General features: G+C 48.2%; 15 protein-coding genes. 3 read left to right on the top strand and 12 right to left on the bottom strand.

The genetic code is table 11. The annotated features are described in order from the left end of the window. Positions 1-96: 96 nt before the first annotated feature. The 3 genes from LACPH_RS05585 (at position 97) to LACPH_RS05575 (ending at position 2,672) form a co-directional block, all read left to right on the top strand. On the top strand, positions 97-1,392 hold the full coding sequence (locus tag LACPH_RS05585; protein WP_274784736.1) for a replication-associated recombination protein A: 1,296 nt from the start codon (positions 97-99) through the stop codon (positions 1,390-1,392). A 440-nt stretch (positions 1,393-1,832) separates the two neighbouring features. Further along, entirely contained in the window at positions 1,833-2,111 is a 279-nt protein-coding gene (locus LACPH_RS05580) for a hypothetical protein (protein WP_049169588.1), read from the top strand. Positions 2,112-2,171: 60 nt separating this feature from the next. Continuing rightward, positions 2,172-2,672, top strand: a complete 501-nt coding sequence (locus LACPH_RS05575; RefSeq protein WP_010488833.1) for a universal stress protein — start codon at positions 2,172-2,174, stop codon at positions 2,670-2,672. A gap of 172 nt (positions 2,673-2,844) precedes the next feature. Here the strand turns inward: LACPH_RS05575 and LACPH_RS05570 are convergent, their stop codons facing one another. From LACPH_RS05570 to LACPH_RS05515, 12 genes are all read right to left on the bottom strand, one after another. After that, positions 2,845-3,732, bottom strand: a complete 888-nt coding sequence (locus LACPH_RS05570; RefSeq protein WP_049169589.1) for a helix-turn-helix domain-containing protein — start codon at positions 3,730-3,732, stop codon at positions 2,845-2,847. Positions 3,733-4,209: 477 nt separating this feature from the next. After that, positions 4,210-5,178, bottom strand: coding sequence for a DUF2785 domain-containing protein (locus tag LACPH_RS05565; protein WP_049169590.1), 969 nt, complete (start codon positions 5,176-5,178; stop codon positions 4,210-4,212). Positions 5,179-5,259: 81 nt separating this feature from the next. Continuing rightward, positions 5,260-5,640, bottom strand: a complete 381-nt coding sequence (locus tag LACPH_RS05560) for a DUF1694 domain-containing protein (RefSeq protein ID WP_010488839.1) — start codon at positions 5,638-5,640, stop codon at positions 5,260-5,262. Positions 5,641-5,975: 335 nt separating this feature from the next. Then, on the bottom strand, positions 5,976-6,158 hold the full coding sequence (locus LACPH_RS05555; protein WP_025012620.1) for a hypothetical protein: 183 nt from the start codon (positions 6,156-6,158) through the stop codon (positions 5,976-5,978). Between the two features lie 241 nt (positions 6,159-6,399). Continuing rightward, positions 6,400-7,836 carry a Fe-S cluster assembly protein SufB gene (gene sufB, locus LACPH_RS05550; RefSeq protein WP_010488843.1) on the bottom strand — a complete coding sequence of 479 codons (1,437 nt, stop codon included), beginning with the start codon at positions 7,834-7,836 and terminating at the stop codon, positions 6,400-6,402. Next, complete coding sequence (gene sufU, locus LACPH_RS05545; RefSeq protein WP_025012621.1) at positions 7,829-8,275, bottom strand: Fe-S cluster assembly sulfur transfer protein SufU; 447 nt, start codon at positions 8,273-8,275, stop codon at positions 7,829-7,831. Before sufU ends, sufB begins: the two co-directional genes overlap by 8 nt. After that, entirely contained in the window at positions 8,262-9,458 is a 1,197-nt protein-coding gene (locus LACPH_RS05540) for an aminotransferase class V-fold PLP-dependent enzyme (protein ID WP_274784735.1), read from the bottom strand. Before LACPH_RS05540 ends, sufU begins: the two co-directional genes overlap by 14 nt. Further along, the gene (locus LACPH_RS05535; protein WP_274784734.1) at positions 9,451-10,482 is read right to left on the bottom strand and encodes a SufD family Fe-S cluster assembly protein; all 1,032 of its coding nucleotides are present in this window, start codon (positions 10,480-10,482) and stop codon (positions 9,451-9,453) included. Before LACPH_RS05535 ends, LACPH_RS05540 begins: the two co-directional genes overlap by 8 nt. Next, positions 10,475-11,242 (bottom strand): Fe-S cluster assembly ATPase SufC, encoded by a 768-nt coding sequence (sufC, locus tag LACPH_RS05530; protein WP_010488859.1) that lies wholly within the window; start codon positions 11,240-11,242, stop codon positions 10,475-10,477. Before sufC ends, LACPH_RS05535 begins: the two co-directional genes overlap by 8 nt. A 332-nt stretch (positions 11,243-11,574) precedes the next feature. Continuing rightward, entirely contained in the window at positions 11,575-12,264 is a 690-nt protein-coding gene (locus LACPH_RS05525) for a methionine ABC transporter permease (RefSeq protein WP_010488862.1), read from the bottom strand. A gap of 4 nt (positions 12,265-12,268) precedes the next feature. Then, positions 12,269-13,321, bottom strand: a complete 1,053-nt coding sequence (locus tag LACPH_RS05520; RefSeq protein ID WP_049169593.1) for a methionine ABC transporter ATP-binding protein — start codon at positions 13,319-13,321, stop codon at positions 12,269-12,271. An 18-nt stretch (positions 13,322-13,339) separates the two neighbouring features. Further along, on the bottom strand, positions 13,340-14,170 hold the full coding sequence (locus tag LACPH_RS05515) for a MetQ/NlpA family ABC transporter substrate-binding protein (RefSeq protein ID WP_049169594.1): 831 nt from the start codon (positions 14,168-14,170) through the stop codon (positions 13,340-13,342). Positions 14,171-14,476 lie beyond the last annotated feature (306 nt).

Genomic DNA, 14,476 nt, shown 5'->3' with positions numbered 1-14,476 from the left:
ACTTCTTCCCGTCCCGCTAAGCTCCCTTGAAATTCTTTACACCTTAATCAAGACAAACTCAACTGTTACACGCAACTTTTACAAGGAGGAATTCCTTTGCAACAACCGCTTGCTTATCGCATGCGCCCACAAAATTTAGATGAAGTCGTCGGCCAACAGGATCTCGTCGGTCCAGGAAGAATTATCCGCCGCATGGTCAGTGCCCATCGCCTAAGTTCCATGATTCTCTATGGCCCGCCCGGCACTGGGAAAACCAGCATCGCCAGCGCCATTGCCGGCAGTACGAAATATGCTTTTCGCATTTTAAATGCTGCCACTGACACTAAAAAAGATCTGCAAATTGTCGCGGAAGAAGCCAAAATGAGTGGCACGGTGATTTTGCTCCTGGACGAAATCCATCGATTGGATAAAACCAAACAGGACTTTTTGCTGCCGTTACTGGAAAGTGGCCGGATTATCTTGATCGGGGCCACCACTGAAAATCCTTATATGAATATCCAGCCCGCCATTCGTAGTCGTACCCAGATTTTCCAGGTCAAACCGTTGACGGCTGATGATATCAGCACCGCCATTGATCGGGCACTGACAGACGAAAAACGCGGTCTAGGCAAGTATCAGGTCGATTTACAGCCAGAGGCCCGTGACTACCTCACCCACGCCACAAACGGCGATTTACGGGCCGCACTCAATGGTCTTGAGCTCGCCGTTTTATCAACCCCGGCAGATCACGATGGCACCGTCACCATTGACTTGACGACCATTCAACAAAGCCTGCAAAAGCCATCGTTAGCCGGAGATGTCAATGGCGATGCCCATTACGACATTATTTCAGCGTTTCAAAAGTCCATTCGCGGCTCTGACGTGAACGCCGCTTTGCACTACCTCGCCCAATTAATCGCAATCGGCGACTTGAACAGTATTACACGCCGGTTGTTGGTGATTGCTTATGAAGACATCGGCCTAGCCAATCCGGCAACCGCCAGCCGCACGCTAACGGCGATTCAAAGTGCCGAACGCTTGGGACTTCCTGAAGGTCGCATTCCGCTTGCCGATGCTGTGATCGATCTTTGCCTTGCACCGAAAAGTAACTCCGGCATCAAAGCGATTGACGCCGCCCTGGCTGACGTCGAAAGCGGCCACGCCGGCCAAATTCCCGATGATCTGCGCGATGCCCATTACCGCGGCGCCAAGCAACTGGGACATGGCCAAGGCTACAAGTTGCCGCACAATTATCCTAACGGCTGGGTAGCACAGCAATACTTGCCAGATAATCTCAAGCATCAACAGTACTACCATCCTAAAACCACCGGACGTTATGAAGCCGCGCTAGCCCAGCGCCAGCAGCAACTTGAAGACTGGCAGCGCGACGCCGAAAAGTTGAAGAAAAAGTAACGAAAGCGTTTCCGCTTGCACCTATGCGGCTTCTCGTGCTACTATAACGGTGAAAGTTCTAAGGTGTTCGCGCTTCCTTAACTATCAGTTGACCGAACAGTATCGAGACCTTGGGACCGGAAGAGCCATAGACGGTGCTGCTATTTCACTTAGCGGCTAATGTCTACGACGTCTGGACCCACATAGCTAGCAGCGGGTTTCAACGATCCGGGAAGAAAACGGCACCAATTAGTCTTTCACAAAAAACCAATCATGTTTTTGGCCGGCTCCGTGCCGGCTTTTTTAATGCCAAAATTACGGCATTACTGAAGCGAATGCCCTCCAAGTAACTGCAAGTTGTTAATCAGATCATTCATGTACGTCGGCGATATTAAAAAGCCAACCGCTTTTCCTTGCTGCTGTGGCATAATATAAGCAAACGGCTAGGAAGGACTGATCCTTTGACAATCATTTTAATGTGCATTTACGCGGTCGCCTTGTTCGGGTTGGCAGCCTACACATGGCTTCATCGCTATCAGAACTTTCTGATTATCAAAAAACCGTCTCCGGGCATGACGCGTTTTCTCAAGAACTTTGCCTATCTTTTCACCCTTGTCGGCATCCTCGCCATCATCGGTGGGATTCTGTTCCCGATGTGGGCGAATTTGGTCATTTTGGTTAGCGGCGCTTTTTTAGCAACAGTTTTTGTTTTTATCAGCCTGACCCAAATGAAGTTGTGAAACGCTTTTCATTTAATTTCCCGATGGAATCAAGTACAATGAAGATAGAGGTGATGAGGAATGTTACAACAATATCAACATATTTTGGTTGCGATCGATGGCTCATATGAAGCCGAGTTAGCATTCAAAAAAGCGGTTGCCGTTGCCAAACGAAATCAGGCGGAGTTAATTCTTATTCATATCGTTGATACCCGAGCGTTCCAGAACGTTTCCAGCTTTGATTCAGCGATGGTCGAACAAGTAACGGAAAATGCCAAGAGCACCATGGAAGGTTATGTCGATCAGGCAAAAAAAGCCGGATTAGACAAGGTCAGTTTCAGCATTGAATACGGCGCACCAAAAACAATCATCGCCAGAGACATCCCCAAAGCTAAAAATATCGATCTGATCATGATTGGGGCAACTGGTTTAAACGCCGTTGAACGTCTGCTGATTGGATCGGTCACCGAATACGTCACGCGGAACGCCTTATGCGATGTCCTCGTGGTTCGGACTGACTTGACCAACAAGCCGGCACTGGCAAGTACCAAAAAGCCAACCGAACAACATCAAGATGATTAAACGCTAAGCCGAATTGGAATGATGAGCGCAAAGTTGCCGACTCACCATTCAATGACTCCACACATAAACGACATTAAAATACCTGAGACTTTCGCCAACTACATCAGCAGATGCAGAACGAAAGCCTCAGGTATTTTTTGAATATCACCAAACGATTGCCGATAACTGGCGGTTATGCAGTTTCGCTATTTGGCTTTTGTGTTACCATTTCGGCAGCAAGACTTGCCGCCAGTGCAGTGGAACCGGTAACTTGTGCAAACGCAATGGCGATCTGATAACTTTTAGGCGCCTCCGGATTACCGAGTAATTTCAAGGCCCGGGCCTGCAAGGTGTAAAGTTCGTCAAGCAAAAAAAGCTTATCGTGCTTAACGGCTTCACGAATACCATGGTCGGTATACTTCAAAACGGCTTTAAAATCACTTAGTTCGTAGTATACGCGCGCAATATGCCAATAAATCGTCAGTTCAACATCGAGATACTTACTGTCAGACAGCGGCACATGTTTTAACATGCGTAATGCCTGATCAATGTAGACCCGTGAACGATCAAAGGTATGCTTGTCCGCATATGCCAGTCCCAAGCCGAGGGTTGCCAAAATGGCATATAGATCACGCTCTGAATTGACGAGCGGACTTAATACCCGACCAAAGAAATAAATGGCCTCATCAGGTGCGTTGTTCTTGAATAGCTCGATGATCCCTTGATAATAGTAATAACGCTTTTGATCATCTTCGCTTTTAATCTTATCCAGCCGGATCTTGCTCAGATTATCTGCGGCAACCGCGTATTGATGATGCTGAATCTGGTAATCAATCGCGTTAAGCAGTTGTTGAATCCGATCATGATGTTCGACAACAATATCATCAAGTTGTATCCCTAATCGACTAATAAGTCGCATCAGAATATTCATGCTTGGAACCTTATTTCTTTTTTCAATAAGGCTAATCGTTGCTTGCGTACAGATATTTGCTGCCAGTTCCGCCTGAGATAGGCCTTTTAACTTACGATAGTAGCGGACTTTATCCCCCAAAATCCGTAGCGTTTGCTGCTCCTTTCGCACACTTATCACTCCCCAGTGTTCCTTTTAACAAATCAACATAGAAGTCACGGGGTCTCCCCCTAACCTAGTGTCAATTATACGGATAACTGGTTTTAAAAGCTAACAATAACAACCGGTATTTATTCTTTTTTTGTAAAAAAATTTTTTAAATTTTGAGCTTTGATAATGAAAAAGGTCACAATGTCAAAACTAGCATACTATAATATCTGTTTATTTATATTTAACTATAAATATTTCTATTGCTCTGACCTTCAAAAATTGTTACAACTCATAGGCCATACAAATCAACCTCATCCTGCTTTTAGTAAGATTAAAAAGTATACCAATCTCTTACTTAAAACTGGCTTCTGCTTAAAAACGCGTTCGCTGGGCCAGAAACCTGCACATAAGGACCTTGGTCGCAATGGCCAGGATCGGGCCATCACGCCCAAGGCCACTTATGCTCCGGTTTCTAAGCGGCCCAGCTCACGCTCTCATTCAGAAAAGATCGACAATCTGTTGAATATAATCCGTAATCGGTTGCGGCAAATCAGCGCGTAATGTCAGTGCCTGCAACAAACGATTGCGGTTGTACCACCGCACCCAAAAAGCGTAAGATTCCTGAGGACGAATATTGACCAGCGTATGTTGCCAATTCTTGAGGCACATTAAAAGCGTCTCGCTATAAAACTGGTTAACATTGGTGATGCCGCTGAGATACAAGGCCATTCGATGATCCTCGCCAAAAATTAACGGCGTTTCAATGCGCCGCCAAGCTTCCACGACTGCCGCCATCAAGAAAACTTTCTCGGATCGCGGCAAAACATCGACTTGACTCAGTTCTTCCAACATATTGCCAATATGCGTAAATGCATGGGCCCAGCCTTTGGTTTCGACATATCCCCGGCCATCTCTTTCAAGCAGAATATACGTCCCGATATTCTGCACGGTTGTCAGATAATCAGCTTTACTGAGAATATGATAGCGATTCTGATCGGCATAAATCATACCGCTCAAAATCATAACCGCAAAGCTTCGCAGAAACACGGCATCATTTTGGGGCTCGAAGATATGACTGAACAAAATATCCGGCGCTTGCAACCGTTTAAAAAGCGCCTTGACTTGCTCATTCGTAAACGCCTCTGCCTGAAACAAATCATTAAATAAGAAAAAAACGCCTTTGTCCCGGACAGCAGGTTTGGTACTGGCTAAATGCGCCACCAAAAAGGCAATCTCATCATCAGTGACGCTCGGATCACTCGTTTGCTTGATCCGCTTTTGAATGGTTCGAATTCTTGCAATAGCGGTTTTATCATCGCGCGGAATCGTGACACGCGTTTTCGATTCCGTTGCGATGCTATCAATGACTTTTCCCAGCATATCCGGCAATGTTGCAAAAATTTTACCTTGATTCAGTAATGTCCGCAGTTGCTGGACTGTGGTTTGAATAGTATCAAGTTGCGTCAAAATGGGCCTCCTTTTAAAGCTAAATGGCATTGTGGTGCGGTTTGCCGTCGCCAAGCAATCCCGTGGTCATGCCTGCTGGTTCTACAACAAAATCGGACGACTGATTTTTTGCGTTGGATGTGCAAGAACCCAGCCAAAGTCGGTCGGCAACACTCGCTTGGTGACGCGCATCCCCGGTTGATTCATGATTGTAAAAGGATACTGATGAGCCAGCGCTTGCAACATATATTGATTGACTAAGCTTTCCCCCATCCGACCGTTCAAAAAGATTCGATAACCGGGATAGCGCGTCAGCACCGAATCAAGCATCGCCGTAATGCGGGCATCGCGGAGTTGCCGAATGGTCACCGCCATTGCGACCCGTTCGCGAAAGTTGCCTAGAAAAGCTCGCTTCTCATCCGGCTTAATGGTTGGAATACCCAGCGCCATTGTTTTAATGAAATGTTCCAAGTCCTCAGCCATGATCTTCCTCCTGCCGCTTTATCATGATGTGCTACCCAGAAGTCACGATTCGATTAGCCGTAGCCAATCCATACATTCACCCATTGTAGCACCCGTGTCTAAATAGCGTCCACTCACTTCGGTAACATCAAAAAACGACAAGACCGCATGGCAGTTATCACGCTTGCCATGCGGTCTTGTCGATGTTCGGATCAACAACCCGAACAGGCACCGTCTCAGCTAATCAAGTTACCTAGCTCAAGACAGCGTCGCGATGTTTAATTTCCTGAGCCTTATCTTAAAAACGTTCGGCCACTTCCTCTCACCTACTACCACATCCCCCAACTTTATCCACTTCAAACGCGCTTTTTGCGATACAGACGCGCGATTCGCTCCACATAAGCTGGCGGTGCCTTTTCAATGCCTTCATGGCGATCCCGATAATGCCAGATCTGGCCAATGCTGATGCCAGTTTCCTGTGCAATTTTAGACAGCGCCATTGATTGCAAGACTTTCCTTGCTTTATCATAGTTGTCCATTAGCAGCCCCCTCAATGTTGCCATTTTGGTACCGCATCTATCATAAAACAAAAAGTTAGGCTTGCCTAATACTTTGTTTAAAAAAACAGCCAATCACCAACTAGCTGCGTATTCACGCGAGTATTGATGACTGACTGATTTTAGGCATACCGAAATTATCCAATATTAACTTGTCGATTATTTTGTGGAGAGTATTTTCCTAGAAGCGTCAAAACGCCCCACAAACCGCGTCACCACAGCATCACCCAACCGAGCCGTCCATTTCCATGCCGATGAGGCGATTCAACTCAACCGCATATTCCATCGGCAACTCTTTGGTGAACGGCTCCACGAAGCCCATGATGATCATTTCGGTCGCCTTGGCTTCGGAAATCCCACGGCTCATTAAATAATACAGCTGCTCTTCCGAAACTTTCGAAACCTTTGCTTCGTGTTCCATTGAGACCGTCGAGTTGTGAATCTCATTGTAAGGAATGGTATCACTGGAGCTCTTTTCGTCCATTAAAATGGTGTCACATTCCACGTGACAAAAGGCATTGTCGGCTTTTTTGGTGAATCGAACCGTTCCGCGGTAGTCAACTGCGCCGCCATCTTTGGCAATGGATTTGGAAACGATCGAACTACTTGTGTTCGGCGCATTATGAATCATGCGCGCCCCGTTATCTTGATCGACACCTTCGCCAGCCACTGCAATACTGAGCATCGTACCGTGTGCCCCTTTGCCGTCCAGATAGACGCTAGGGTACTTCATGGTTGTCTTACTACCAAGATTGCCGTCAACCCACTCCATCGTGGCATTATCAAGCGCCTGAGCCCGCTTGGTTTCAAGCGAGAACACATTCTTGCTCCAGTTTTGAATCGTCGTGTAGCGGCAATAGGCATCATTTTTAACAAAGACCTCGACGACCGCTGCATGTAAGCTGTCACTGGAATAATTCGGCGCCGTACACCCTTCAACATAGTTAACGTGCGCGCCCGGTTCCACAATGATGAGGGTCCGTTCAAATTGTCCTGTGTTCTCCGCATTGATTCGGAAGTAACTTTGAATGGGCACATCGGTTTGGACACCTTTAGGAACATAAATAAAACTGCCGCCTGACCAAACCGCACCATTAAGCGCCGCAAATTTGTTGTCACTAGGTTTAACTAATTTCCCAAAGTATTCATGCACAAGTTCGGGATATTCCTTCAACGCCGAATCCATGTCCATGAAAATAATCCCTAGCTTTTCAAATTCATTGCGCATATTGTGATAAACCACTTCAGATTCGTATTGCGCACTGGCACCGGCCAGGTATTTCCGCTCTGCTTGCGGCACGCCGAGGCGATCGAATGTTTTCTTGATCGTATCCGGCACATCATCCCAATCGCGATATGTGCGATCGGTCGCCTTTTGGAAATAAAGCATATTGTCCAAGTCCAAATCCGACAAATCCGGGCCAAAATTTGGCATTGCCAGCTTACGGTAAGTCGCATACGCCTTGAGCCGATAATCCAGCATCCACTCCGGCTCATGCTTTTCCGCCGAGATGGCCCGTACCGTTTCTTCTGTGAGCCCACGGCCAGTTGAATAGACCGGCTTGATATCGTCTTTGAAATCAGCGGGATTTTCGTCAGGTAAAAAGTCGATATCCGCCGCAACAGTTTCATTATTTTTAGTATTTTTTGTCTCAGTCATCGGTTTTACCTTTCTGCGTCAAAACTTGCGCAGCTGCTTTCCATGCTAACGTGGCACATTTGATGCGTGCCGGAAACTGATGAACGCCTTTTAACACAGCTGCATCCCCCAGCCGGTCGGCATCAGGAACGTCGCCTTTGATAATCAAGTCGGAAAAAGTTTCGACCATCTGCTCGATTTCGGCTGGCGTTTTACCTAAAATCTGATCGGTCATCAGGCTCGCACTCGCCTGGGAAATGGTACAACCACTCCCGGAAAAAGCAACATCGTTCACTCGGCCATCCTTTTCACTAATCTGCAAGTGTAAAACATCACCGCAGCTGGGGTTGCGCACCGTGATTTCGTGATCAAAATCAGCTAAAACGCCGTGATGCCGCGGGTGTTGCGCCTCGTCGAGAATCACCGCGCGATACATTTGATCTAGCTTAGTCAATGCCATGGAAATACCTCCTTGCGGCCTGAACAGCTTCAACCAATTTCGTGACATCATCCTGATTGTTGTAGACCCCAAAACTGGCGCGCACCGTTGCTGGCACTCCTAACCTGGCCATGAGTGGCTGGGCGCAATGATGGCCGGCGCGCACGGCGATTTGTTGCTCGTCCAGGAAGGTAGCAACATCGTGGGGATGAATACCGATTAAATTAAAGGAAACCGTTGCCAAACTGTCGTCGTTGCCATAAACCGTTAGATCCGGAATCGCCGTCAACGCGGTTCGCAATTGATTCGTCAGTTCATGTTCGGTTTGTAATGCCGCTGCATCGACGTTTTCCTGAAACCAATGCAATGCCGCGCCCATGCCAATCACACCGGCGATATGGGGCGTGCCGGCTTCATACTTGATCGGCCCGTCTGCCCACGTACTTTCTTGATCACGAACTTCGGAAATCATTTCACCGCCAAATTGAATCGGCGGCATTTTTGCCAATAAGTCAGCACGACCGTAAAGCGCGCCGATCCCTGTTGGCCCATAGATTTTATGTCCGGAAAAAGCGTAGAAGTCCGCGCCTAACGCTTGGACGTCAACTGCCATATGAGCGACTGCCTGAGCGCCGTCAACGACAACAATGGCCCCCACGTCATGCGCTTTTTTCGCAATCTCTGCCACTGGGAGTGTATCGCCGGCAACATTGGTCACTTGGGCAATCGCTACTAAGTTGGTACCTGGCGTGATAGCGGCCAATAAGGCGGGCACATCGATCGTCCCGTCCGGATGAACCGGCGTTACAGTGAAGGTTGCTTGCTGACGCTTAGCAAGCTGTTGCCACGGAATAAAATTGCTGTGGTGTTCCGCACCACTGACCACAATCCGGCCGCCAGCAGGCACTGCTTGCGGGCCAAACGCACTCGCCACCAAATTCAGACTATCTGTCGTGCCACGGGTAAAAATAATCTCCTCGGCACTTTGGGCATGAAGGAAATCAGCAACTTGCTGGCGAACCCCTTCGTATGCCTCAGTCGTATCATAGGCCAACTTGTAGAGACCGCGGTGTACGTTGGCATTATCATTAATATAGTAGTTCTGTAGGCTATCCAACAAGGCTTGCGGCTTTTGAGAAGTCGCTGCGGTATCTAAATAAACCAGATCAGGATGAGCCTTAAAAAACGGAAATTGTTCACGCATCTTCAGCCACCAGCGTTCGATCAATCGTTGCAAACAGTTCTTTCTTCAGCCGAACATCGTCGATTTCAGCCAAACCGCCTTCCAAAAAGCCGCGAATCACCAATCGTTTTGCTAATGTCGCAGAAAGTCCGCGACTCATTAAATAGTAAAGCTGATCGGCATTCACCCGCGTCACGGAAGCAGCATGCCCGGCCGTGACGTCATTTTCATCAATTAATAGGATTGGGTTGGCATCGCCTTCCGCTCGCTGAGAAAGCATCAACACGCGATTTTCCTGTTGAGCATCACTTCCGCGAGCACCCTTGATGATGTGGCCAATCCCATTAAACATCAGGTGGGCATTGCCGGTAATCACACCGCGCTGATTAATATGCCCCACTGTATGCTGGCCTTCATTGGTCACAGACGTCGTATAACTGACATGTTGATTGCCGGAAGCCAAAACGCCCACGTTAACTGTTGCCTCGGCGTTTTGTCCAAGCAACCGCACATCGACCCGATTCAATCCGGAATTATGCGAAAACCCAGCCAATGTCCAGTTAAGCTTCGCACTGGCGGCTAATGTCGCCGTGCGATTCACCACCACAGTGTCGGCAGTAAAGCTGTCATAGCTCAACCAATTAACGTCCGCGTCGGCATCAATCACCAACATGAGCCAAATGCCTAACACATGGCCGCCACTGGCCCACTTTTCCTGCAGGGTAACCTTGGCGCCTTTACCAACATGAACGTACAGTAAACCACCGGCGTTTTTCGGCCCAGTTAAGACGATGGGATCATCGCCGCTGACAAAATGAGCGGGAATATCGACTGTCGTTGCCCCTTGAGGCGAGCGCAGCAACCATGCATCAAGCGAATTTGTCGGCGTAAAACGCTGGACTTCGCTCGACCCGGCCGCATAAGCGATTGCCTGAGGCGCATGCAAGATGACCCGATCCTCAACGGCATCAGGTTGGTTCTTTAAATAGCGCGCCAACGGAAACTTAGGCAGATTAGGCGCCGGCAACGTTGTTGTTTCAACCATTTTGTTCACCCACTTTAAGGTGTTCATAGCCGGTCTTTTCCAATTCTTTGGCTAAGTCAGGGCCGCCGCTTTCGATGATCCGGCCGCCTTTCATGACGTGCACCACATCAGGAATAATGTAATCCAGCAGACGTTGATAATGGGTAATGATCATGCTGCCGAATTCCGGCCCGCGCATCAGGTTAACGCCTTTGGCAACGATCCGCAGTGCATCAATATCCAAGCCGGAGTCGATTTCATCCAGTAATCCAAAATGCGGATGAATCATCATCAACTGTAGAATTTCATTGCGCTTCTTTTCACCACCGGAAAAGCCTTGATTCAGATACCGATCTGCCATTGATTCCGGCATCTCAAGGGTTGCCATCGTCTTATCTAATTGTTTCAAAAAATCGGTAATGCGAATCTGATCATCTTCCGGACGCCGCGCGTTGATCGCAGCACGAATGAACTCAGCATTCGTCACCCCAGCAATTTCCTGCGGGTACTGCATGCCGAGAAACAAACCGGCACGCGCCCGTTCATCAACAGCAAGGTCCAGAATCGACTTGCCATCAATTAAAATATCGCCTTGAGTGACTTCATAAGCCGGATTGCCCATGATTGTCTCGGCCAATGTCGACTTACCTGTACCATTAGGACCCATAATGGCGTGAATTTCGCCCGTCGCCAATTTCAAATTGACCCCAGTTAAAATCTCCGGATGCTCCGGTTCTGCCTTAATTTTGACGTGTAAATCTTTAATCTCAAGTGTATGCACAATGTTACCCCCGACTGGATTTGACTTTTCGTTATACCGTTATTCTACGTCATAACAACGGGTGCGGCAAACATGACAAGAGCGTGAACTGGCGCGGTTAGGAACCGGAGTGTAAGCGGGCTTGGGCGTGATGGCCCGGGCTTAGGCCATTGGCGACTAAGGTCCTTACACGCAGGTTCCTGCGCCAGTGAACGCGTTTCAAAACCGGTCTACCGTATCCCGCATTCGACACATTCAATATCAGTATACATGCAAACGCCCCACAATCATCAGACTTTGCTTATCTGACAATTGTGGGGCGCTTGAATACAAAACGCCAATTTTTATCGCGATTAGTGGTGGCTCTTTCGTGCAAAGAAATCGCCGATAAACTGAACCAAGAAGACCAGTGCCAAAATGAAGATCAGGGAAACAATGATCACGTCGTACTGGTAACGTTGGTAGCCGACCGCAATGGCCAGATTCCCGAGACCGCCACCACCGACAGCCCCAGCCATGGCCGTTAAGCCGATGACGGAGATGATCGTCAAGACGGAAACCCGAATCAATTCGGACAACCCTTCACGCAAGTAAACGCGCCAGACAATCCCTAGCGGTGAAACGCCCATCGCTTCGGCCGCTTCAATGACACCGGGATCAACCGTCAGCAAGGCATTTTGCACCTGCCGTGCGTAAAACGGGGTCGTCCCGGCGATCAATGGTACCAACGCCGCGGTCGGGCCGATGCCGGTTCCGACAATAGCGCGCGTCACTGGCGTCATGATCGCCAGCAAAATGATAAACGGCACCGCTCGGAAGATGTTCACCAATTTATCCAAAACGAAGTAAAACGGATGATTGGCCAGTAGCCCACCTTCATCGGTCAAGACCAGTAAGATCCCAATAATAATGCCTAGCACCCCGGCAACAATTGCCGTCAAGGCCGTCATGTACAGCGTCTCGTTGATTGCCTGCGTCACGCCGCCATCGCCGGACCAGATAGGCACAACGTTAGGAAAATATTTTGTAAAAAATTGTACCATCTGCCTAGGCCTCCTTCTTTAAGATGTCTTCGATTTTGACATCCTGCTGTTTGAGATACTGAATGCCGGCGTCCACTTGCGCTTGATCCCCGGACAAAACCACAATCAGATTGCCAAATGGTGTATCCTGTAAAATCTGAATATCACCAAACAAAATGTTCGCAGTCACGTGGTAACTTTCAAACAACTTGGCCACCAATGGTTGATCGGCCGAAGCCCCGACATAGGTTAACCGCAGCAAGCGATCATTGGGCCCAAGGTTTTTAACGGCAGGCTGCTGCAAAACTGATTCAATCGCCTGATCAAGCTGCAACGTCGTATCGATGAAATCCTTGGTCAACTGCTGCTTTGGGTCGGAAAAGACCTGCAGCAGATCGCCGCGTTCAATGATGGCGCCCGCATCCATGACGGCAACACGATTACAAATCTGTTTAACCGCCTCCATTTGGTGGGTAATCAGAACAATCGTCAACCCCAACCGTTCATTCAGCGATTTCAAAAGATCCAGAATTGAACTCGTGGTTTTCGGATCCAACGCACTGGTCGCTTCATCGGAGATCAAGATTTCCGGATCAGACGCCAAGGCCCGTGCAATCCCGACCCGTTGCTTTTGCCCGCCGGATAGTTGTGCCGGATAGGAATTTGCCCGATCTGTCAGCCCAACCAAATCCAGCAGCTCAGCAACCTTCTTCTTGATCTCCTGCTTTGATTTGATACCTTTTAACGGAAACGCGACATTATCGGCAATCGTGCGGCTGTTCATCAAATTAAAATGCTGAAAAATCATGCCGATCCGCTTACGTTCCTTACGTAGCTGTGCCGCTGACAAAGCTAGCATATCCTGGCCTAAAACATTGACGCTGCCGCTGGTTGGCCGCTGCAACAGATTGATGGTCCGGACCAATGTCGACTTGCCGGCTCCTGAATAGCCGACAATCCCATAAATATCCCCGCGATTGACCGTTAAATTGACGTGATCAACGGCATGTACCGAGCGGGTCTTCCCGTGGAATTCAACGTCCACGTCTTTTAACGTCACAACTGCTTGATCTGACATAATTGTCCCCGTTTCTAATTAAAACTTGTAGTTCCAGGCTGGCAATGTTGAGCCTTTGTAAACCTTCTTCAGCAGCTCAGCCGTCCGCTTTGTCTGGTAAGCTTTGACAATCTTCTTGTAAGTGGCGTTGTTCTTGTCTTTCGCCGACTTAGCAGCAATGAAGTTAACCCATGGCTTGGACTGCTTGGTAATCTTTTCAACCGCAATTGCATTGGCCGGCTTCAGATTGGCTGCTGCCGCAATATCATTATTGACAACGGCCACCGCAACATCATCCAGTGAGCGTGCGGTCTGGGCTGCATCAAGTTCGGTAAATTTCAAGTTAAGCTTATTTTCCGTAATATCACGAATGGTTGGCGATGCCACACCCTTTTTCAGTGTCAACAAGCCGTTTTGCGCGAGTAACTGCAGCGCTCGGCCTTCGTTGGAAGGATCGTTAGGCAAGGAAATCTTATCGCCTGCTTTCACTTCTTTGAGCGACTTGATCTTGTTGGAATAAGCGCGCATCGGCCCGATATAAGTTGCACCGATGTCGACGATCTTGGTATTGTGTTTCTTATTCCAGTTATCTAAGAAATTATGATGCTGAAAAGCGTTCAACTGAATGTCGCCGTCTTCCAGTGCCTGGTTCGGTTGGTTATAATCCGTAAACTGCACCAGTTTGATGGTCACACCCTGTTTCTTCAACCGTGACTGGATGTCCGTCCAGATTTCCTTGTCCGTACTCATGATGCCGACTTTAACTGTGGTATTTTTGCTAGTGCTGGATGACGACTTACCGCAGGCTGCTAAAACAAATAATGGCAACACCAAAGCAAGTGTGATAATGGCTCTTTTCCAAGACTTCATAAACTTCTTCCTCCTCGTTCGGGTTCACGAACAATATGCGCAAGCTTTTTGAAAAATAAAAAAACTCGCTTCTAAACACAATGTTTTAGAAGCGAGCTTGCTCGCGGTACCATTCTAATTCGACGCCAAAGCGCCCTCAGTAACAGGCAATCACCTGTGTGCGGAGTAATGACCGCCAGCCATCATCGCCTAACCACTGCTCAGCGATGCCGATCAATGAGCCATCTTCGATTCAATCAACTACCCTGCTCTCAGCTAATCAGGTTTTCTGTACAGTCTCATCAAATCTACTCACTCATATCATTC

The organism is Lacticaseibacillus parahuelsenbergensis (genome assembly GCF_030770265.1).
In the GTDB taxonomy this organism is placed as follows: domain Bacteria; phylum Bacillota; class Bacilli; order Lactobacillales; family Lactobacillaceae; genus Lacticaseibacillus; species Lacticaseibacillus casei.
The sequence above is the reverse complement of the archived record's forward strand: the minus strand, read 5'-3'. Positions and strand labels throughout refer to the sequence as shown.